This window comes from Dokdonia pacifica (genome assembly GCF_900188275.1).
Classification (GTDB): Bacteria; Bacteroidota; Bacteroidia; order Flavobacteriales; family Flavobacteriaceae; genus Dokdonia; species Dokdonia pacifica.
This window is the reverse complement of sequence record NZ_FZNY01000003.1, coordinates 13989-34900: the sequence shown is the minus strand read 5'-3', so window position 1 is coordinate 34900 and position 20912 is coordinate 13989. Positions and strand designations below refer to the sequence as shown.

The following is a 20912-nucleotide window of genomic DNA, read 5'->3' as shown; positions in this document are numbered from 1 at the left end:
CGTAAAATTACCATTATCATACATAAAACTAGTATAAAGTTTATCTATTTGATTTATCAACGCATTGATAAAGCTTATAGCCTTACCTAAATAATATTGGTAAAGACTATATACGCTCCTGCCTGCCGGCAGGCAGGTTCGCGAAAGCGAACTTATTAGATTCACGACCAGAGGGAGAGCGTAGCGTTAAAGCATATAAAACTTACAAAAGAGATAAGAATTAATTCGAGTTCAGAATATATAAATAGATAGTCTTTATTATATCTTATTAGTGAAATAAATAATCAATCATCTTGTTCATTTTCTTTGCTTGTCCAAAGAAAACCGAACCAAAAGAAGGGAAACTTAATAGTACATAAAGAAGTATTATTAGTTACTGTTTTAAAAATGCAAGTACGTGCTCTTTATAACTAGCGCCTATTGGAATTTCTTTGGTTGCTATTTCTACATCTACTGCTGTAAACGCCGTAATTTTAGAGGTATTTACAATATAAGAGCGATGTATTCTCAGAAAGAACGCAGGAAGTTTTGCTTCAAAGTCACTAAGGGTATCTTTCGTTATCACTCGTTCTTCAGCAGTGTGAATACGTATATAATCTTTGACACTCTCTACATATAGTATATCTGCAAATAAAACTTTGATATACTTCTTATTTGCATTTACATAGATATGATCATTTACAAATTCCTTTTTTTCAGGAATATCTATCACTGGAGAAAGATTTGATAACGATTTATACTTATTTACTGCTTTAAAAAAGCGAGTAAAGGAGATCGGTTTTAATAAATAATCTACCACATCAAGTTCATAACTCTCTATAGCGTAATTACGATAGGCCGTCGTGAAAATAATTTTAGGTGTTCCCTGTAGCTCTTTTGCGAAGTCTATTCCTGTAAGCAGTGGCATTTCGATATCTAAAAAAATAAGGGCTATCGTTTCTTTTTTAAGTAACTCAAATGCTGCTACAGGATTTTGAAATGTAGCTACAAGTTGTAAGTCTGGTATTTGTGCTACATGGCTTTGTATTACTTGAATAGCAAGGGGTTCATCGTCTATAATAATACAAGGTATCTTCATTATTTATTTGTTAAATCTATCGTAAGTTGCACTTCATAACTTGTCTCGGTGTCCTCAATTTTTAAGGTATGTGCGTTGGGGTAATGCAATTCTAATTGACGACTTACATTAGTAATCCCTATGCCTTTCGTTTGTTCTGAAGTTACATCACTTTTGACAGAGATTTTGGTATTGTATACGCGTAAATATAACTGCGATTCCTTTTCTTGAAGCTGTATATGTATTTTAGGGTTTATAGGGTTTTTACTTGCTCCATGCTTAAAGGCATTTTCTATAAATCCTAATAATATGAGAGGAGCTATGGGTCTTTGTTTATCTGACAGTTCGTGTATAAATTCTAAATCTAGTTGATCTCCATATCTTATTTTTTCTAAATCAATATACCCTTGAATAAGTGTAATTTCCTTGTGAAGTGCGATGGTAGGTTCATTACATTGATATAATATATAATCCAGCATCTCAGAGAGTTTTAAAACTACTTCTGGAGCAGCATCAGACTTGGTAAGGGTTAATGCATAAATACTATTAAGGGTATTAAATAAAAAATGTGGGTGGATTTGTGCTTTTAAAAACTGTAATTCTGTTTTGGCTTTTTCTTTTTGCAATACTTCTAATTGGTGTTTTTCTTCAAAACCTCTTTTAATACTTTTGATCGCCATCATTAAAAAGACAATCACATACACTGCAGGAAAATAGACATAAAACAAATAAAAAGGATCGGCTAAAATCTCTAAGAATGTTTCTTTTTCAAACATTCCTTCTCTGGTTAATGGCTCTGCGATATGTACCGTACATATTCTTGCAAAGACTACAAATACATAGCCTGACACTAAAAAAGAAATCACAAAACGCACATATCGTTTCTTTAAAAACAATACAGGAATCTGGTAGTAGTTTAGAAAATAAGCTGCTGCTAATTGTGAAGGTAATAATGCCAAATAATTAATTAAATGGCTTGAAAAAGATCCTGAGTTAAGAGACCCTAACAACGTAAATATGAGTAAAAATGAACACCAAAACAATATATGTGATAACACACTGTTTTGGACAATTCTATCTACAAATGGAAGATTAGTACTCATAATTCGAATCTAAAATACACAATATCTATTCGTTTCTTTCTTCAAGTAGACGAATCTCATATACCAACATCTAAACATCTATTTCCTACCTACAAAATAGAAATTCACAAACAAACCTCCTTCTGTCTTCCACAAACCTATGTTGGTCTATATTTTACAGATTGCTTCCTTCTTGCCCATACTTTTGAGTCAAATTTAAAATTCATCACATCATGAAAAAACGAATCTTTTTACTAGTTATGCTATGTGTTTCCGCTTTCGCGAAAGCGCAATCAACCTCATGCGAAGCTTTATTACAAGCTATTAAAAACGAACAAGTAACTACGGTTACGCAACTCTTAAAAAACACCAATCCTAATTGCTCTTATCGAGGCAATGGCGAACCACGATCTCCATTAGGTGTTGCATCTTATGTAGGAAATCTAGAAATCGTTCAATTATTATTTGTGGCTGGCGTTCGAGTGAATTACAAAAGTCGTGGCGATGCCAGTGCTTTAATGATTGCTACACAACAAGGGCATCTTGATGTTGCTACCTATCTTATCGAAAAAGGAGCTGATATCAATGCAGCAATTGATGGCGACGGAACACCGCTTATGGCAGCCATACAAGGCGGAGACTTACGTATTATAAAATTATTATTAGAAAAAGGAGCCAACCCTAATACCAATGTAAAAGGAGATGGAAATGCAATAATTATGGCTGGAAAATCTGGAAATCCAGCGATACTACAACTATTGCTACAATACAATCCTACTATGGATAAGGAATCTTTAGGCGATGGCACAGGGCTCATTCAAGCAGTATCTAGAGGAAATCTAGCGATGGTCAAAGCTATGGTTCAAGCTGGAGCCGATGTGAATAAAAGTAGTCGTGGAGATGGGAATCCATTAATTGCAGCATCTAAAATAGGAAACCTCCCGATTGTTCAATTTCTTGTAGCATCTGGCGCCGATGTAAATGCGCATATAAAAGGCGATGAAACACCACTAATACAAGCTGCTTGGAATGGACATCTTGATGTCGTCACATATTTAGTGGGTCAAGGAGCCGAGGTTAATAAAACTGTTCGCGATGGGTATTACCTCTCTTCCGAAAAACGAAATGCTCTCAAAATGGCCATAAGAGGTCAGCACACTGACGTCGTAGCCTATCTTAAAAGTATAGGCGCACAAGAATAATCACTGTATACATCAATACTTCTGTTATGAAATCAATAATAGCTTTCCATATATTCCTCATACTTCTTATAAGCGGTACAACTACCCTACAGGCGCAGCAAGCATACCCGCTACTAGATACTATAGTCACATCTTTTTTAGAAACGGCTAATCTTCCTGGCATCTCTATAGCTGTGAGCCAAGATGAGCAACTTATCTATGCTAAAGGATATGGGTATGCCGATCTTGAAAATAAGATCCCTATGACACCTCATATGCAATTACGTACTGCATCTGTTGCTAAAGTTATTACAACAACAGCGCTGGGAAAATTACTTTCTGAAGGTGCAATAGACCTGGATGTTCCTATTAAAACCTATGTGCCATATATAGATACACAATACGAGCATCTCATCTTACGACAACTTACAGGTCATACTTCTGGTATGGCGCATCGTCCTAAAGGAAATGCGTATAAGAAAAAGCAATACACAAGTATTAAAGAGAGTACTCAGTTACTAAAAGCACCGTTGCTTTTTGAACCTGACACACAGTATCAATACTCTACACATGCTTTTAATTTGGTAGCTGCCGCAATAGAAGGTTCTTCCGGACAACCTTTTGATACGTATTTAGAGGAACATGTTTTTACCCCTTTAGGAATGCAACAGACGTTTCCTGAAAACATTAAACAACTTTCTGAAAAAGATGCGCAATTGTATTATCATAAAAAGGAAAAACTAGTGAAAGAAAAACTTACCAATGCTAGTTATAAACTAGCTGGAGCTGGGTTTAGAAGTACGCCCACAGATCTTGTCAAGATGATGCATGGATACACCAATGGTTTTATTACACCTCAAGCAAAGGAGACGTTATTTAAAAGTCACCAACTTAAAGATGGGACGACTACACAAGTGGGCATTACCTGGCGATCTTCTGTAGATGCTTTTGGCTATAAAGTAATAGAACATGCTGGAAGTTGGCGAGGTACACGAACGGTTGTGGTGCATTATCCAAAAGACAATTTAAATATTGCTATTATGATTAATGCAGATAGTCAAATTCTTATTGAGGAGACCGCACATTTGCTCGCTTATTTAATTCGGAATCACAATACCTCAACAGATTTGCCTCTTGATGTCCATAAAAAAGTTTCCCTAACATCAAGACTTAATAATGAGGTGACGCAACACTCTGGAGAATTTAGATATCAAGGAAATCAAGGAATGTTAACTGTAGATACCATTGGTTTTATTTCGTCTGCTCCAATCTATTATATAGGAAACCAACATTATGTAGCAATCACTAAAGCCGGGATACTATATCTTCAGATGACAGATATAGAATACGCTCAAGGAGACCTATTTATATACCACACTAGGCATAAAATAGCTCCGTTAGAACAAACACCTATGATTAGTTTTAAATAGGTTTCTTGCTCTATACGCTTTCGCGAAATCGAACTTGTGAGATTCACGACCGGAGGGAGAATGAAATGGTAAATCAAGCCTGCGAGATTCACGACCAGAGGGAGAGCGTAGCGTTAAAGCGTATAAAGAATAGTTCACAAAAGAGGACCTGCTTGTTATTTACATGGCATTAAAAAAATAAATATCTTGCAGGTACTTATGAAGAATACATTTCTTAAAATCACAAGTATTGTAGTCATCGCTGGACTACTCATCTGGGGAACGCTCAAAATAGTAATAGCTACAAAAACGGCTGTTCCTGATCTCGAAATTACAACTTCTGTTACTTCTCCTGAAGGCAATGAAGCTTTAGACACTTGGTTATCTACATTAGAATCTGAAGGTAAGTTTAATGGAGGGGTTTTACTCATAAAGGAAGGGAAACCCATTTTTATGAGTACCTATGGGTATACAGATCATACACGCACAAAACGCCTCACTACACAATCATCATTTAGACTTGCGTCCGTATCAAAACAGTTTACCGCGATGGGTATTATGTTATTAGAACATAAAGGGCTTTTGGATTATGACGCACCTGTTACGACCTATATCACGTCATTTCCATATGATGGTGTCACCGTAAGACATTTACTCAATATGACTTCAGGTATTCCTGATGGTTACTTACAACTCGCCGAAAAACATAAAGCCGAGTTAGGAACCGAATTAAGCATTCAAGAAGCGGTTACTTTACTTTGCGAGTATCCCTCAAAAGCAGCACCAGCCAACAGCTGGTTTAACTACTCTAATTCTAATTATATTTTATTAGCGGGTATTATTGAGAATGTATCTGGAACATCTTTTGAAAACTATATGCAAGAAGCCATTTTTGATCCTTTAGAAATGCATAATGCACGGGTATGGAATTTACTTTCAGTAACAAAAAGTTTCCCCAATAAAACGCTTGGTTTTGAAAAACAAGGAGATCAATATATCCCTATGTATCCTACATTTATAGATGGAGTTTCTGGAGATGGAGGTGTCTTTGCCAGTATAGAAGATTTTGTTATTTGGGATGCTGCTTGGTATGGTAATGGTACTACGCTACTCCCTCAGGAAAAGATACAAGAAGCTTTTAAAGCACCTACGCTTACAAATAACACCTTGTCTGAATATGGTTTTGGTTGGTCATTACAAGGAGATGTGATGCAGCATCCTGGAGGTTGGCTCGCAGCACGTACCTTTATATACAGAAATACAGCTTCAAAAACCTGTTTGGTACTCCTAGATAACAGTGCTAATAATTGGCATTTTGTAAGCATACAAGAAAAACTTATCAAAACTATAGAAAGTCTCTAGAAAATTACCTTGGAGCAATACCTCTCGGCATTCAAACAAAACAAATTTTAATTTCGAAGCAAGCCTCGGGATAGTAAACCTTTTGACGGTGCCAATAAACAAAGACTTATTTAACACTTCCATAGGAAAGCTTTTGTAGACCATTTGTTATTTTTAATATTCATTAATCAATCATACTATGAAAACTTTATTATCACTATTTGTACTAAGTATATTATGTATCTCTTGTAATACTAAAAAAGAAGACACTGCCCAAAAAGAAATTGCTGTTGCTGAGGTTGTTGAAATAGCGACACCTTCTAAAGCAACTTTTATAACAGAAACTTTAGAATTAACACATTGCGAGTCTGCGGTATATGACAAAAACAATGATGTGATTTATGCTTCTCTAATAGGAAATAGAAAACCAGGAAATGGATCTATTGCTACGGTAGGTGTTGATGGAAAATTAATCAATGCACAATTTGTAGCTGGTCTCAATGACCCTAAAGGTATTGCGATTACAAAAGATAAATTGTATGTTTCTGATGTAACTGAACTCGTAGAGGCTGATCTTAAAACTGGGAAAGTTTTAAATACGTATACTGCTGAAGGTATCGAGTTTTTAAATGACGTAGCGATAGCGCCAGATGGTGCTATTTATGTGTCAGATACACGTACTTCAAAAATATATAGATTAGATCAAGATGGGAATTTTGATTTTTGGCTCGCCGATCCAAAATTGGATAATCCAAATGGGTTGTTAATTCAGGGAGACACTATGTATGTTGCTTCTTGGGGAGGTGCTCCAGAAGGAGGACGAGTTTCAAAATTTGATATGAATACAAAGAAAATTACTTCTGTGACTGATATTATTGGTAATCTTGATGGTATTCGTCCTTATGATAAAAACCATCTCATCATTTCAGATTGGCGTAGTGGAAAAGTACATCTCATGAATTTTGACGGTACAACACAAGAAGTGGTTACTGTAGGACAAAGTGTAGGCGACATTGCTTATATCAAAGAGAAAAACTTATTGTTATTACCTATGAATAAGCAGAGCCGTTTGTTATTTTATGAGTTGAAGTGATTTCGATACAATTTGCTTCCAGCAAATCACTCAATCACCTTAACTACTATTTAGTAATTCGTATCGTAAAATAGTATGTTTACCCGTTTTGCATTTTGACAAACAACTGTTATATATACTATCAATCTTCATTATTTTCCTCAGATCCTAAAGGAAGTAATGAAGATTTCTTCGATTCACCCTTCAGGGAGGGGGAAAAATCAAGAAATCCATTCAAAATGCACAACTGATTATGTTACTCTTCTTTTACTGGATATACTTTTAAATATTGTTTTATAACTGTATCAGAAGGTATAATTGGCATAGGTGATAATCTCGATTTTGGCACTGGGTATATGGGCATTTTTGGAGCTACTACTTCCTCTTCTGTTTCACTAGTAACTTTAGGAAGTATACCAAAGTCTTCTAAATTACTTTTAAAATAATCTTTCAAAAAAGCCTCTTTTCTTTCCTCTTGTTCTGTATACCATGCAAAAGGAGCAAAGGTAGAGCCTTCATCTTTTTTTGAATCGCTATTCTGGGCAAAAAGAGATGTACAAAAACACAGTAGTAAAAGAGTTAGTGTCATTTTCATAGTCCTAAAGATAGAAGGTTGTCACTTATAATAATGTTAAAGGAATGTTTTTTAACAATTTAGAGCATTGACTTTTAATAAAACATTCCACTCACTCTTCGATGATTATACTTAATTAATTTTCTTACTATAAATAAGGTAAATAACATAGATGTCATTAAAGGGAAATTTGTCCAATTAATTGCATTTAAAATAAGGTCAAGAATAATTCCAGTAAAGAATATAAAAAAGACACTTATAAGAATAGATACACTTCCTCCTCCAGAAAATCCATAATACCGCCCCATAAAACTTTCTATTTTTATAAAATATTCTTTATAAAAATTAGCAGAAGTATCTTTATTTAATTCATTCTTATGTATCGCTTCAAAATACTCTAATAAATGCTTTTTCATTCTAATTTCTCCAAGCTCTTGTAATCTTTTATTGCCTTTTGGATGTATTTGAGGATTATCTATCAGATGATAAATAATATTTTTGATGGATTCAGGGTTAAAATATTTCTTTTCATTTGGACTTAACGTATCCAAAACTTCTTTAAACCGTGTTTTAACTAAGTCATCTAAATCTTCTACCTCAATAGTTTCATCCATAAAAGGTCCAAAAGAATCTATATCAAATCAAAAAGACTGTCTACTGCTGGGTAACGCTCTACATTAAAGCCTTCTGCATAGTCTGTACCTATTAAGCGCCCTAAGTCTCTTGCTCTATAACTCACACTTTCTTTAAATGTCAGACTAGAAATAGGTGTACTTCCTTCGTCAGAAGTTGGATCGTGAAATTGTGTTTTGTAAGCAAATACTGCTTCACATTTTTTATCTATAAAACCACTTACATCGACTACAATATCTGGCTTGAGATGTGCCCATTGCTCATAATGATATACGGTTTTTGGTCGCCATTTTTCTTGAACAACCCCATCTCTTTTAGTTTCAATTTTGACAAGACCACTTAAAAAGCACGCATCACTAGCTAGTTTACTTCCCTTGCTATGATCTATATGTCTATCCTCTATCGCATTACACAAGACTATTTCTGGTTGATATGCTCGTATCACTTCGATAATCTTTAGCTGACTTTCTTTATCATTTTGAAAAAACCCATCGGCGAGACCTATGTTTTCACGTACACTCACTCCTAAAATTTTAGCAGCATTAGCCGCTTCTTCTTTTCTAGTTGCTGCGGTTCCTCTAGTTCCTAATTCTCCTCGGGTTAAATCTAAAATTCCAACTTTTTTACCTCTTGCTATTTCTTTAGCGATGGTTGCACCGCATCCTAATTCTACATCATCAGGATGTGCGCCTATGGCGAGTATGTCTAATTTCATTAATGATTTTTTAGTCGTTGCGTTCTATGTCGTAATAATTGTTGTTTTATAACACGGGAACTTTTACTCGAGCAGTAACTACTTGTAGTGCTTGCTCTATATCTGCAATAATGTCTTTTTTATCTTCAATACCTACAGAAAAACGAATCAATCCTTCGGCAATTCCTTGGCGTGCTCTTTCTTCTTCTCCTAATAATAAATGAGATGTCTGCGCTGGTGAAAGCATGGTACTCTCTACCCCTGCAAGACTCATAGATGGTTTTACAAGTTGTAGTGATTTCTGAAAAAGTTCTGGATCTAATCCTTCGGCTAGTTCAAAAGAAAGCATTCCTCCGTATCCTCGCATTTGTGCTTTTGCCAATAAATAATCTGGATGCGATTTTAATCCTGGATAATACACACGATTGATATGCTCATTCTTATCAAGCCACTTAGCTAGTTTTCTTGCATTCTTATTCTGTGCTTTTACACGTATAGCCATCGTTTTCATACTACGTTCTAATAACCATACGGTCATATCACTTAAACTTCCTCCCAAGTTCTTCCCTAAATTCCAGATACGATCTATATGTTCTTCACTCGCAGCAACAGCTCCAGCACAAATATCACTATGTCCTCCCATATACTTGGTCGCACTATGAATCATAATATCTATTCCAAATTTCAATGGATTTTGATTAATTGGAGATGCAAACGTATTATCAATCATTGTGACAATTCCTTTTTCTTTTGCTAGATCAGAAACCATTTGCATATCCGTGATGGTCATTAAAGGATTGGATGGTGTTTCTATGTAGAGTACTTTTGTTTTAGGTGTAATCGCTTTCGCGAAAGCGTGCTTATCCAAACCATCTGTAAACGTATAGTCTATTCCGTATTTCTCAAACTCTTCTACCACTAGATTATAAGTTCCTCCGTATAAGGTTTTTTGAAGTACAATATGATCCCCATGTCTTAAAAAAGCAAGTAATGTAGTACTGACAGCTGCCATACCACTTCCAAAAATCATAGCTGATTCCGTTCCTTCAAGGGCTGCAATTTTCTTACATAATGCCTCTTGGTTTGGGGTATTAAAATACCTTGGGTATCGCTTTACATCTACATCCATAAAAGCATAAGATGAAGACATATAAATAGGAGACACGGCTCCTTGAAACTGTTCGTCTTTTACTTCACCTACATGCGTGCAGATGGTATTTACTCCTTTCTTCTGATTATTCATTTGCCTTATTTTTTATCACATAAAAGTACAAAAAACAATTCCTTATTTTATTATATAAGCAATAAAGTAACTACCTTTAATTTTTAATGAAACTCATCACCAACATACACCAATTATTAGTTACTGGTGAATATAAGGCACCAGTACGCGGGAAAGCCATGTCCCAAATGCCGTACATCTCAAATGCATATCTTCTTATTAAAGAAGATCGTATTCATGACTATGGGGCTATGCAAGATATTCCTGCTATTACCAATGTAGAAATTATAGATGCCACGGGTAAGATTGTACTCCCCATGTGGTGTGATTCACACACGCATCTTGTATATGCTACAGGGCGTGAAGATGAGTTTGTAGACCGTATTAATGGGTTGTCTTATGAAGAAATTGCTAAGCGTGGTGGTGGTATTTTAAACTCCGTTGCGCGTTTACGAGCTATGAGTGAAGATGCTTTATTTGAAGATGCTACAAAGCGATTAGAACATCTTATTTCATTGGGAACAGGCGCCATCGAAATTAAAAGTGGTTATGGACTTTCGGTAGCCGCAGAAAAGAAAATGCTTTCTGTCATTGCACGACTTAAAACACATTTTGACATCCCTATAAAGGCAACTTTATTAGGAGCACATGCTATTCCTACTGAGTATAAAGATGATCGAAAGGCATATATACAACTTATTATAAAAGAGATGATTCCCGCTTTCGCGAAAGACAATTTATGTGATTTTATAGATGTATTCTGTGAATCGGGTTATTTTACAGTCGCAGAAATGGAAGCTATTCTTGAAGCCGGTAAAGCGCATGGTTTACGCCCTAAAGTTCACGTAAATCAATTTAATGCTATTGGAGGCATTGCTGCTGCTGTAAAATACGACGCTCTTTCTGTAGATCACCTTGAAGAATTGGTGACTGAAGATATTGATGCTCTTAAAGGCAGCAATACTATACCTGTAGCATTACCAGGGTGTTCCTTCTTCTTAAGTATTCCCTATACCCCAGCTAGACAACTTATAGATGCAGGACTTCCCCTAGCTATTGCTACAGATTACAACCCTGGATCTGCACCTAGCGGTAATATGAATTTTGTAGTGGCGCAAGCCTGTATACAATTAAATATGACACCCGAAGAAGCAATTACTGCAGCTACTATTAATGGCGCATTTGCTATGGATATTGCCTCAGAAACTGGAAGTATCACCAAAGGAAAGAAAGCAAACCTCATCATTACAACACCTCAAAAGTCTTACAACACCATTCCATATCGGTTTGGACACCATCAAATTGAACAACTCATCCTAAACGGAAAAAGACTATGAGTTTACCAAACTTTAACTTAACAGGAGGAAATCCCGTTTCAGATCAATTTTTAATCAAAAAGATTAAAACCTTTCATGATGCGGTACGTTATATCCATAACCTTCCATATGGACGTAACAAAAACCCGCGTAATATTGCGAGCATTATACGAGAAGGTGTAGGAACCTGCTCTACAAAAAATGCATGCTTAAAAACACTAGCTGAAGAAAATGAGATTCATAGCATAAGCCTTAATCTTTGTATTTTCTCAATGACCGAGCAAAATACACCAGGTGTAGGAAGAATACTTGATGCATATGCACTACCCTATATTCTAGAAGCACATACCTTCTTAAGCTATGATAATGAACGGTATGATTTTACATTTCCTGGGAATTCTGAAAAATTATGGGAACCAGATATTCTTATTGAGACAACCATCGATCCTGATCAAATTCTTGATTATAAAGTTTCTTATCATAAATCTATTCTTAAAGATTGGATACAACGAGATAATATCCCTTATACACTTGATAAAATGTGGCATATTCGGGAAGCTTGTATTCAGGCTTTAGCAAAAAAATAAATCCGATGATTCAGCTTCATATCCAATCGCAAGAAACGCTAGAAGAAATCATTTCAAAAAGAGATGGTGAAACAAAAATTGGAGAAAAATTACAGTATTGTTATAGTTTAGAAGCTATTGAACAAAGTTCAGCCAAGTATGTCATTTTTGGAATAGCCGAAGACTATGGAGTTCGTGCAAATTATGGAAAACGAGGTACTGCAAATGCTTGGGATGCATTCTTAAAAACCTTTGTCAATATTCAAGAAAACGACTATAACAAAGGAGAAGACATGTTATTATTAGGATATATTTCTGTCACTCCTGATGATATTAAATACACCACACCAAAACCTATTTTAGGAGACGTCGTAAAACGTATTGACAAAAAGGTTGCTTATATCGTACAGGCTATTGTTGCTACTGGTAAAATACCTATTATCATTGGTGGCGGCCATAATAATGCCTATGGAAATATTACAGGCACAAGTCAAGCATTAGGAAGCACTATTAATGTAATGAATATAGATGCACATACAGATTTACGCACAACAGATTATAGACATAGTGGCAATGGGTTTTCATACGCACTTTCTTTAGATACACCCGAAAATGCGTCTTTAAATAAATACACTGTTTTTGGATTGCATAAAAACTATACACCACAATATATTTTCGATCTTTTCAAAAAACACAAAAACAGATTACAATATCACTTTCTAGAAGATACATGGGAAGTAGATACTCCTATCGCCCAACAATATGCTAAGGCATTACAATTTGTTTCTCAAGAGACTTTTGGTTTAGAGTTAGATTGTGATGCTATTACCAATTTCCCAAGTAGTGCTCGCACGCCTAGTGGTTTATATTTAAATGATGTGAGGCAGTTTATTATGCATACAGCTTCTCAAAAAAATTGTCGCTATTTCCATATCTGTGAAGCATCCCCTGGAAGAAAAAAAGCTGGACAGGTAGGAAAAGCCATTAGTTATTTTGTCACCGATTTTATACGTTCCCATCATGCAGATTAGTACTTATGATCCTATATATGCTTCCGATTTTAAAGCACTTAATATCGAGTGGCTTGAAACCTTCTTTTATGTAGAACCTTATGATAATGAAGTATTAAGTAATCCTGAAAAATATATTATTTCAAAAGGAGGTCATATTTTTTTCGCGCTTATTGATGGAAATGTTGTGGGTACTGTAGCGTTAATGCCTATGCAAGAAGCAAACGTCTACGAACTCACAAAAATGGCGGTAAATACGACCATACGTGGTAAAGGAATTGGGCAAAAATTGATGGCGCATTGTATTGCTTTCGCGAAAGCAGAAAATGCTCCAAAACTTGTTTTATACTCCAATACCCTTCTTGAAAACGCTATTTATATATATAAAAAATGGGGATTTGTTGAAATCCCGCTAGAGACCACATCAAATTACGACAGAGCTAATATAAAAATGGAATTAATCTTAAAATAAAATTAGACATGAGACATCTTGGTATCTTAGTATTCGCCTGCATCACTTTTATAAGTTGTAAAGAAAAACAAACTGAAACTGCTACTGCACTACCAGAAACAGCAGAGGTTGTAACACCACCAACTAACAAGGAACTTCCATTTAAAATACATCCTATAAGCCATGCGACCATGGTTTTACAATGGGGAGATACTACCATATATATTGATCCTGTAGGTGGTGCTGAGGTATTTGCAGCGTACCCACAACCAGACTTAATCCTAGTAACCGATATACACGGAGATCATTTAAACGTCAAAACTATTGAAGGACTTGATACTTCAAAGGCAAAAATCATGGTGCCACAAGCCGTAGCCGATAAGATGCCTGAAGCTTTTGTTCCTCAACTGGATGTATTAAATAATGGGGATAGTAAAGAGCGTTTTGGCTTTTCTGTAGAAGCCATCCCAATGTACAACTTACGAGAAGAGGCATTAAAATTTCATACCAAAGGACGTGGTAATGGCTATGTGATTGAAAAAGATGGCACCCGAGTGTATATCTCTGGAGATACTGAAGACATTCCTGAAATGCGTGCTCTTAAAAATATAGATGCTGCTTTTGTATGTATGAATTTACCATACACGATGACCGAAGTAAGCGCTGCCGATGCGGTTCTAGAATTCGCTCCCAAAACTATGTATCCATATCACTACAGAGGTACTGAAGGGTTGAGTGATGTCGCCAATTTTAAAACCATTGTCAATAAAGGAAATCCTGCTATTAATGTGGTGCAATTAGATTGGTATGCTAAAAAGTAAATTATGAGAACAGGTGTTTTTCTACTGGTATTCACTTTCTGCATGATAGGATGTCAACATGCTGACACGTCACAAGATGTTGAAAAATGGAAAGCTGAGGTTATGAATGTTGAAAAAGCATTCAATGATATGGCTCAAAAAGAAGGTCTTATCAAAGCTTTTGAATTTTATGCTGCTGAAGATGGTGTAATACGACGTGGTAAGAAAGTCATCAAAGGGAAAAAAGCTATTGCAGATTGGTATAAAAAAGATGTACGACCTAATGAGACACTTACTTGGATTCCTACCTATATTGAGGTAAGCAATGCAGGCGACATGGCATTTACCTATGGTGATTATACATTTACATCCCTAGATTCATTAGGTACTAAAAAGATAAATAAAGGTATTTTTCATACCGTATGGCGTAGACAAGCTGATGGTACTTGGCGATTTGTTTGGGATTGAATCTTCTAAAGTACTATCGTTTACGTATCTTCCTATTATAAAACACGTATAATTAGTCTTCATAAAATGAAAAAGATAGTTTACTATGTAGCAATTTCTCTAGATGGTTATATTGCTGGCGTCAATGATGATATAAGTATGTTTATACCAGACGGAGAGGGTGTAGAAAAGTATCTATCTGATTTGCAAAGTTTCAAAACGGTAATCATGGGTCGTAGAACCTACGAATTTGGATATCAATTTGGTCTTCAGCCTGGACAACTTGCATATCCCCATATGCAACACTATATTTTTTCAGATTCGTTACACTTAGACAGTACACATGATCTATTACATATTGAAAAGCTAAACATTGGACGTATACAAGAGATCAAAGAGCATTCTTCCACTGATGTATATCTATGTGGTGGTGGAGAGTTTGCAGGTTGGCTTTTAGACCATGGGCAAATTGATATTCTAAAGCTAAAAATAAACCCTATTATTCTTGGAGATGGAATTTCCCTTTTTGGAAATTCAAAAACCAATGCACGCATGAATCTAACAGAAAGTACTTTATATGAAAATGGGTTACAAATTATCACGTATGAATTAATAAAATAATTATACGCTTTAACGCTACGCTCTCCCTCTGGTCGTGAACCTGCCTGCCGGTAGGCAGGTCTCGCAGGCTCGATTTACCATTTCATTCTCCCTCCGGTCGTGAATCTCACAAGTTCGATTTCGCGAAAGCGTATATCACCTTAACAAAGAGATGTGTCCTATCACTATACGATCTTCTATAGTGATTTCATACCAATAGTCATCAGGAGGTAATTCTTCTCCATTGTACACACCATTCCATTGAAATGAAGCTCCATTACCACTTATGAGCAACTTCCCAAAACGATCAAATACTCTGATAAAACTGGACGAAAAGAACGAAGCATCTGGGAGTCTAAAAAAATCATTAATCCCATCGTTATTCGGTGTGAAAAACGTAGGAATATTAAAATGATAAAACTCTGTAAGTATAGGAGGACATCCTGTATCATTTCTAGCAAATATGACCTTTAACCCACCTGGTACATTTCTAAAAACTGGAGTGCTTCTATAAAAAATACCATCTAATGAATATTCAAAATTCCCTTCGTTTTCTGTTTCGATAATAATACTTTCTCCTTCAGAAAAGATATTGGAAATTACGGGTGGAGCTAATCCTTCAACTTGAAATGTCTTGGTAGCGCTGCATCCTACATCATTAGTAACTGTAACGGTATATACACCTCCTATTTCTATTTGTATAGAAGATGTAATTTCTCCCGTAGACCATGCGTATTGTACATTTGATATTCCAGCAGATAAGGTTTTCATCTCTTGCCCATTACAAATCTCTAAGGTTTCTAGAGGATTTGTAAAGAAAGGTGCTTCTAGAAAACTAAGTGTTATTGGGGTTCTAGAAGTACTACCACAATCGGTTCCTGTTACAAATGATTGTGCATAAAATGTTCCTGCCTCTTCAGGGGTATAACTAGATCCCGTAGCTAGTACCTCTGTACTTGACTCACTAGCATACCATCGTATTTCTACATCAGGAGAAGACATTACAGTAAGTGCCGGGACACTTTCATTATCACAAGACATGATATCTCCATCACTTACTGGAGCATCTGGACCTTCAATAAATTCAATGCTGTAAGAATTAGAAAAGAAAGAACAAAATACATTTCCTAAATTATCGGTATCTGTAGCAGTATTTACTCTATAAAAAGTGGAGGTTGAAATCCCTGGAGTGACATAGGTTACTGAAGTTGCTCCAGGAATATTATTCCAGTTTTCACCATCTGTACTCTCTTGCCATTGTATAAAAATATTAGATGCAACAGATACGGTAAGTGTTGTATTTAAAGCTGTTTGATTATTACATACAATGATATCATCTTCTCCAGAAACATCTGAGCTTATGGTTGTAATATCGCCACAAGCCCTAAAAACAATATCATCTATTGCTAGATCATTTCCGCAACCACCATTACCATTATTGATCATTTTTAGAATCACCTCTGTTTGTCCTGCACCTGTTTCAAAAACCAATCCATATTGTGTCCAAATGGGTGTAGATGTTCCATCGATATCGCCAGTATCTCCAGAGGCTAATAATATCGTATCTGTGCTATCCCATATTTGAAACCTAACATTTACAGGAATCCCTGTATTATCACACACGCCAGAATCAATATCATATAGGTTTTGAAGAAAAGCAGAAAACTCATAGGAAGTATTTTCACAAAGCCCTTCTATGGTTCTGTTATAAAACTGATCTGCTGTAAAACTAGCATTTACAATAAATGCTCTCCCATTCACATCGCCAGGGGTATTATCTAATCCCGAATGAAAAGCACCTAGTTGTTGCAACTGTGATGATATGGTATAGAATCCGTCTTCTGGACCACTATCTACATAGGTATATGTAGTGACACTAGGATCTAAAGGAGGGCCATTGGTAGTACCCGTTCCAAAGTCTTCTGTAAATATAGGGTCTCCTAGATCACCTTCACAAAAACCCAATTGACCATATACCGCATCAAAGGAAATGATACAGCACAAGACAATAAGAACTCTTTTTGTGATTCTAGCCATTTCTTTCAAAGATACTGCAAGAAAAAATGGTTCTCAAAATAAACATATCTCAAAAACAGGATACACTATGAACCAAAAAATTCCGTGAGGATTTTTACAAATCACATCACGGAATCTTTCCTACTTAAAGTGTTTCTTTCTTTACTTAAGTGTAAAGCTGGTTTGAGCTATAAGCGTCGCCTGATCGTATACATTTACTTTATATACACCCGCCTCAAAGCTATCGCCTATTGGAGGTATATTTTCACAAATGTCTAAGGCGGTATTTTCATAGTAAAATTTAGAAACCTTACTATAGGTGATTGTTTCTTCTTCAAATGTAACTCGTTCATTTGCGCCTAAAATATTATTTGAAGGATCTACTACTTGTACATATAATACTCTATCTCCTGCTTCGGCAAGTCTATTTTGAGGTACTGTAAAACAAGCTCTTACTTTATCTACTCTACGTGCACGTGCATTTTCTACAAGTTTTCCAGAAGAACGCTCAATAACACCAACTGCTTTAAGCTTATTTGCTGCAAGAGCGGCTCCTATTTCTACACGTTCTGCTAATTTGTCATTCTCTAAAGATAAAGAGTCTCCTACCCCACGCTGTACTTCTAATTCATAACTAGTACTATCTACACGCATAGCTAATAATCTATTACTACCTCGTAATGAATCGTTTTGTGCAAATAAGAAATCACGCTCTTTACGGAGTTTAAATACCTCACCTCTATACCTACTTAAACTTGTAATAGTTACTTCTTTCTCATTAATATCATCTATTAATGCTTGAATTCTATCACGTGCTTCATTAAGTTCTGTATCCTTTAGATTATTTTCTTCAATAACAACATCATATTTGTCATTCATTTCTCTAAGGTTAGCAATCACTAGATTCTTTTCTTTCGTAAGCTCTGCTTTAGTGTCTTTTTCTTGGTTATATAATTTTACAGCAAATGCTCCAGCAACTACTAATAATACAGCGAGAATTCCCGTAATGATTTTTATTCCGTTATTATTCTTCTCGTTTTCCATGGTTTTAAAATTTATATTTAATGGTTATACGTATAACGACCGTATTTGGATTATGGTGTTTACTATTTTACGAATGTAGTCACATTTAAAATACAATTAACATTCTTTCATAAAGTTTCGCTAAAAATGATTATTTGGTAAACTTTTTAAACCAAGCTAACGTATGGTTCACTTTTGTAATAAGGTTACTTGGTCTGGCAGCAATTCCGTGTGAGGCTTCAGGAATTTCTACGAGTACGGTTTCTTTTTTTCTAATTTTTAGGGCGTGGTATAATTGTTTGGCTTCACTAGGAGGGGTACGCAAATCGTTCATCCCAACCATTACCATGGTAGGTGTTTCTATATTTCCTACTAATGATAAAGGAGAGAATTTCCAATAACCTTCAAAATTTTCCCAAGGTTGTCCTGGATATCTAGAATTTGCATACCCATAATAATTATCGGCTACTAATGTTTTTGAGATCCAATTCATCACAGGTTTTGCAACTACAGCCGCTTCAAATCGATTATTTTTTCCAATCATCCAAGCGGTCATAATACCTCCTGCACTTCCTCCAGTTACATATAATTGATCTTCAGAAGTGATTCCTTTAGCCAGGCATGCATCTACTCCATCCATCACATCATCATAATCTTGTCCCGGATAGTTATTGTATAGTAGGTTCCCAAATGCTTCTCCATAACTAGTACTGCCTCTAGGGTTAGGATAAAATACAATATATCCCGCAGCCGCATAGAGTTGTATTTCTGCAGAAAAACGATCTCCGTAATTTAAAATAGGGCCTCCATGATTTTCAACCAATAATGGGTATTGCTTTCCTTTTTCATAAAATGGAGGGTATACAATCCATCCTTGTATATCACGTCCATCATAAGAAGAGGTGTACCATAGTTCTTCAACCTTTCCTAAAGTACGATATCCTAAAAGGTCTTCATTAAGTTGGGTACGAATCTTAGGTTCTTTTTGTTTTTGATATAGAATACCGAGATCTGCTGGGCGATCGGGTTGAGAATAGGTAAATGCAATCGTTCCATTGGTAGAGGCTGTATAACTGCCACTCGCATACGGACGCCCTAATGTGGTTCCTCCAAGATCGTCTGCAAGCTTCGTTACTTTTCCCGAAAGGGTAACCTGTGCTATTTTAGAATTCCCTTTATCATCATACGTACAATAGAATGATTTACTATCTGATGTCCATTGAATGTTAGAAAGACTGCGATCTAAATTGGTTTTTATTTCTTTCTTATTTGTCCCATCAATATTCATCATATATAAACGAGTTACTTGATAGGTTTGAACTTTATCATCAAACCCTAGATAAGCAATCTTTTTCCCATCGGGTGATACGATAGGATTTCTATCGGGACCATTGCGATCTGTTAATGCTGTTATTGCTCCTGTTTGCGTATGTACACTATAGATCTCGCTATTGCGAAAATCATATTCCCAGTCTTCATTTCGGTTTGCTGAAAAATAAATATACTGTGCATCACGAGACCAACTTAATGAACCTCCATGATTAAAATCACCAGAAGTAATTTTACGTGCTGTACCTCCTTCTGACGGGATCATATATATATGACGATATCCAGGCTTTAAATAACCTTGACCATCTGCTTCATGCTTAAAACGATCTGTAATTCTAGGAGTTGCTGCCCATTTAGCTCCTTTTGGTTTCTTAGGCATTTTTGCTATGACTGGAGGTGCCACATATTCCATTGCACTAAAGGAAAGCCATTTTCCATCGGGTGACCAGCTTAGTCCAGATGGACTATTTTCTAATTGACTCAATCGGGCTGTAGCTCCTGAAGCTACCCAATAAATAAAAAGTTCGCTTCCTTCGGAAGTACTCGCAATATAGGCAATCTTTGTCCCATCTGGAGACCAACGTGCCTGGAATTCATTGCCGTCAAATTGTGTGAGTTTACGATGGTTTGTTCCATCTGAGTGAATCATCCATAAATTACCTCTACTCCTATCTTTCATAATATCAAAACCCGTACGTCTGTATATTACTTTTGTGCCATCTGGTGATATTTGAGGATCACCTGCATACTCTAATTCAAAAACATCTAACGCTTCAAAAGCTTTGTATTCTTGTGCAAAGAGTAAGTTACTTAAAAACAATACGATGCATAGGTTTATGTACTTCATAATTTTTGATCTAATGATTACACTATTATAAAAGGTCTAAAATAATAAATCTTAGAGAGGTTATAACCATACTCATCCAATTTGTAACTAGCCATATAATAGTATTCCTAATTATTTTTAAACAGAACCGTTTGTTTTTATTACGAAATGATTCATTTTTTTACAATATTCAATTCGAAAAGGATTTTTTTTGATAAAAGAATTGGGAAATGAAAGCCAAACATCGAGACTTTTATATCACT

Annotated in this window: 20 protein-coding genes; 11 read left to right on the top strand and 9 right to left on the bottom strand. The window is 35.7% G+C overall.

Translation table 11 applies throughout. The features are described from left to right. Nucleotides 1-373: 373 nt before the first annotated feature. Entirely contained in the window at nt 374-1078 is a 705-nt protein-coding gene (locus tag CHB80_RS10225) for a LytR/AlgR family response regulator transcription factor (protein WP_089371377.1), read from the bottom strand. Further along, nucleotides 1078-2160, bottom strand: coding sequence for a sensor histidine kinase (locus CHB80_RS10220; protein ID WP_089371376.1), 1083 nt, complete (start codon nt 2158-2160; stop codon nt 1078-1080). The genes CHB80_RS10225 and CHB80_RS10220 overlap by 1 nt, the downstream gene beginning before the upstream one ends. Before the next feature lie 212 nt (nt 2161-2372). On the opposite strand from CHB80_RS10220, the gene CHB80_RS10215 reads away from it, so the two are divergent. The 4 genes from CHB80_RS10215 to CHB80_RS10200 all read left to right on the top strand — a co-directional run bounded on the left by CHB80_RS10215 (nt 2373) and on the right by CHB80_RS10200 (nt 7163). Further along, a complete protein-coding gene (locus CHB80_RS10215; protein WP_089371375.1) occupies nt 2373-3341 on the top strand; it encodes an ankyrin repeat domain-containing protein in 969 nt (322 codons plus the stop codon). Nucleotides 3342-3367: 26 nt separating this feature from the next. After that, entirely contained in the window at nt 3368-4750 is a 1383-nt protein-coding gene (locus CHB80_RS10210; protein ID WP_089371374.1) for a serine hydrolase domain-containing protein, read from the top strand. A 198-nt stretch (nt 4751-4948) separates the two neighbouring features. Next, nucleotides 4949-6091 (top strand): serine hydrolase domain-containing protein, encoded by a 1143-nt coding sequence (locus tag CHB80_RS10205; protein WP_089371373.1) that lies wholly within the window; start codon nt 4949-4951, stop codon nt 6089-6091. 178 nt (nt 6092-6269) lie between these two features. After that, nucleotides 6270-7163 carry an SMP-30/gluconolactonase/LRE family protein gene (locus CHB80_RS10200; protein WP_089371372.1) on the top strand — a complete coding sequence of 298 codons (894 nt, stop codon included), beginning with the start codon at nt 6270-6272 and terminating at the stop codon, nt 7161-7163. A 235-nt stretch (nt 7164-7398) separates the two neighbouring features. Here CHB80_RS10200 and CHB80_RS10195 read toward each other — a convergent pair whose 3' ends face one another. The 4 genes from CHB80_RS10195 to CHB80_RS10180 form a co-directional block, all read right to left on the bottom strand. Further along, nucleotides 7399-7737, bottom strand: coding sequence for a hypothetical protein (locus tag CHB80_RS10195; protein WP_143337096.1), 339 nt, complete (start codon nt 7735-7737; stop codon nt 7399-7401). Nucleotides 7738-7811: 74 nt separating this feature from the next. Then, nucleotides 7812-8330 (bottom strand): hypothetical protein, encoded by a 519-nt coding sequence (locus CHB80_RS10190; RefSeq protein WP_089371370.1) that lies wholly within the window; start codon nt 8328-8330, stop codon nt 7812-7814. A 17-nt stretch (nt 8331-8347) separates the two neighbouring features. Further along, entirely contained in the window at nt 8348-9064 is a 717-nt protein-coding gene (bshB1, locus tag CHB80_RS10185; protein ID WP_089371369.1) for a bacillithiol biosynthesis deacetylase BshB1, read from the bottom strand. Nucleotides 9065-9110: 46 nt separating this feature from the next. Beyond that, nucleotides 9111-10286 carry a trans-sulfuration enzyme family protein gene (locus tag CHB80_RS10180; RefSeq protein ID WP_089371368.1) on the bottom strand — a complete coding sequence of 392 codons (1176 nt, stop codon included), beginning with the start codon at nt 10284-10286 and terminating at the stop codon, nt 9111-9113. An 86-nt stretch (nt 10287-10372) separates the two neighbouring features. Between CHB80_RS10180 and hutI the strand changes: the two genes are divergently transcribed. The 7 genes from hutI (at nt 10373) to CHB80_RS10145 (ending at nt 15476) form a co-directional block, all read left to right on the top strand. Continuing rightward, complete coding sequence (gene hutI, locus CHB80_RS10175) at nt 10373-11602, top strand: imidazolonepropionase (protein ID WP_089371367.1); 1230 nt, start codon at nt 10373-10375, stop codon at nt 11600-11602. After that, nucleotides 11599-12168: a hypothetical protein gene (locus CHB80_RS10170; protein WP_089371366.1), complete on the top strand. Its 570-nt coding sequence runs from the start codon at nt 11599-11601 to the stop codon at nt 12166-12168. The genes hutI and CHB80_RS10170 overlap by 4 nt, the downstream gene beginning before the upstream one ends. Nucleotides 12169-12173: 5 nt before the next feature. Beyond that, nucleotides 12174-13178: a formimidoylglutamase gene (locus CHB80_RS10165; RefSeq protein ID WP_089371365.1), complete on the top strand. Its 1005-nt coding sequence runs from the start codon at nt 12174-12176 to the stop codon at nt 13176-13178. Next, nucleotides 13168-13629, top strand: coding sequence for a GNAT family N-acetyltransferase (locus CHB80_RS10160; RefSeq protein WP_089371364.1), 462 nt, complete (start codon nt 13168-13170; stop codon nt 13627-13629). Before CHB80_RS10165 ends, CHB80_RS10160 begins: the two co-directional genes overlap by 11 nt. A gap of 8 nt (nt 13630-13637) precedes the next feature. Further along, a complete protein-coding gene (locus CHB80_RS10155) occupies nt 13638-14429 on the top strand; it encodes an MBL fold metallo-hydrolase (protein ID WP_089371363.1) in 792 nt (263 codons plus the stop codon). Between the two features lie 3 nt (nt 14430-14432). Next, entirely contained in the window at nt 14433-14876 is a 444-nt protein-coding gene (locus CHB80_RS10150) for a YybH family protein (protein WP_089371362.1), read from the top strand. A 66-nt stretch (nt 14877-14942) separates the two neighbouring features. Continuing rightward, nucleotides 14943-15476, top strand: coding sequence for a dihydrofolate reductase family protein (locus CHB80_RS10145; RefSeq protein ID WP_089371361.1), 534 nt, complete (start codon nt 14943-14945; stop codon nt 15474-15476). A 135-nt stretch (nt 15477-15611) separates the two neighbouring features. Here CHB80_RS10145 and CHB80_RS10140 read toward each other — a convergent pair whose 3' ends face one another. The 3 genes from CHB80_RS10140 to CHB80_RS10130 form a co-directional block, all read right to left on the bottom strand. Then, the gene (locus tag CHB80_RS10140) at nt 15612-17492 is read right to left on the bottom strand and encodes a T9SS type B sorting domain-containing protein (RefSeq protein ID WP_089371360.1); all 1881 of its coding nucleotides are present in this window, start codon (nt 17490-17492) and stop codon (nt 15612-15614) included. A 141-nt stretch (nt 17493-17633) separates the two neighbouring features. Then, nucleotides 17634-18515: a hypothetical protein gene (locus tag CHB80_RS10135; RefSeq protein WP_089371359.1), complete on the bottom strand. Its 882-nt coding sequence runs from the start codon at nt 18513-18515 to the stop codon at nt 17634-17636. Nucleotides 18516-18645: 130 nt separating this feature from the next. Continuing rightward, on the bottom strand, nt 18646-20670 hold the full coding sequence (locus CHB80_RS10130; RefSeq protein ID WP_089371358.1) for a S9 family peptidase: 2025 nt from the start codon (nt 20668-20670) through the stop codon (nt 18646-18648). Nucleotides 20671-20912 lie beyond the last annotated feature (242 nt).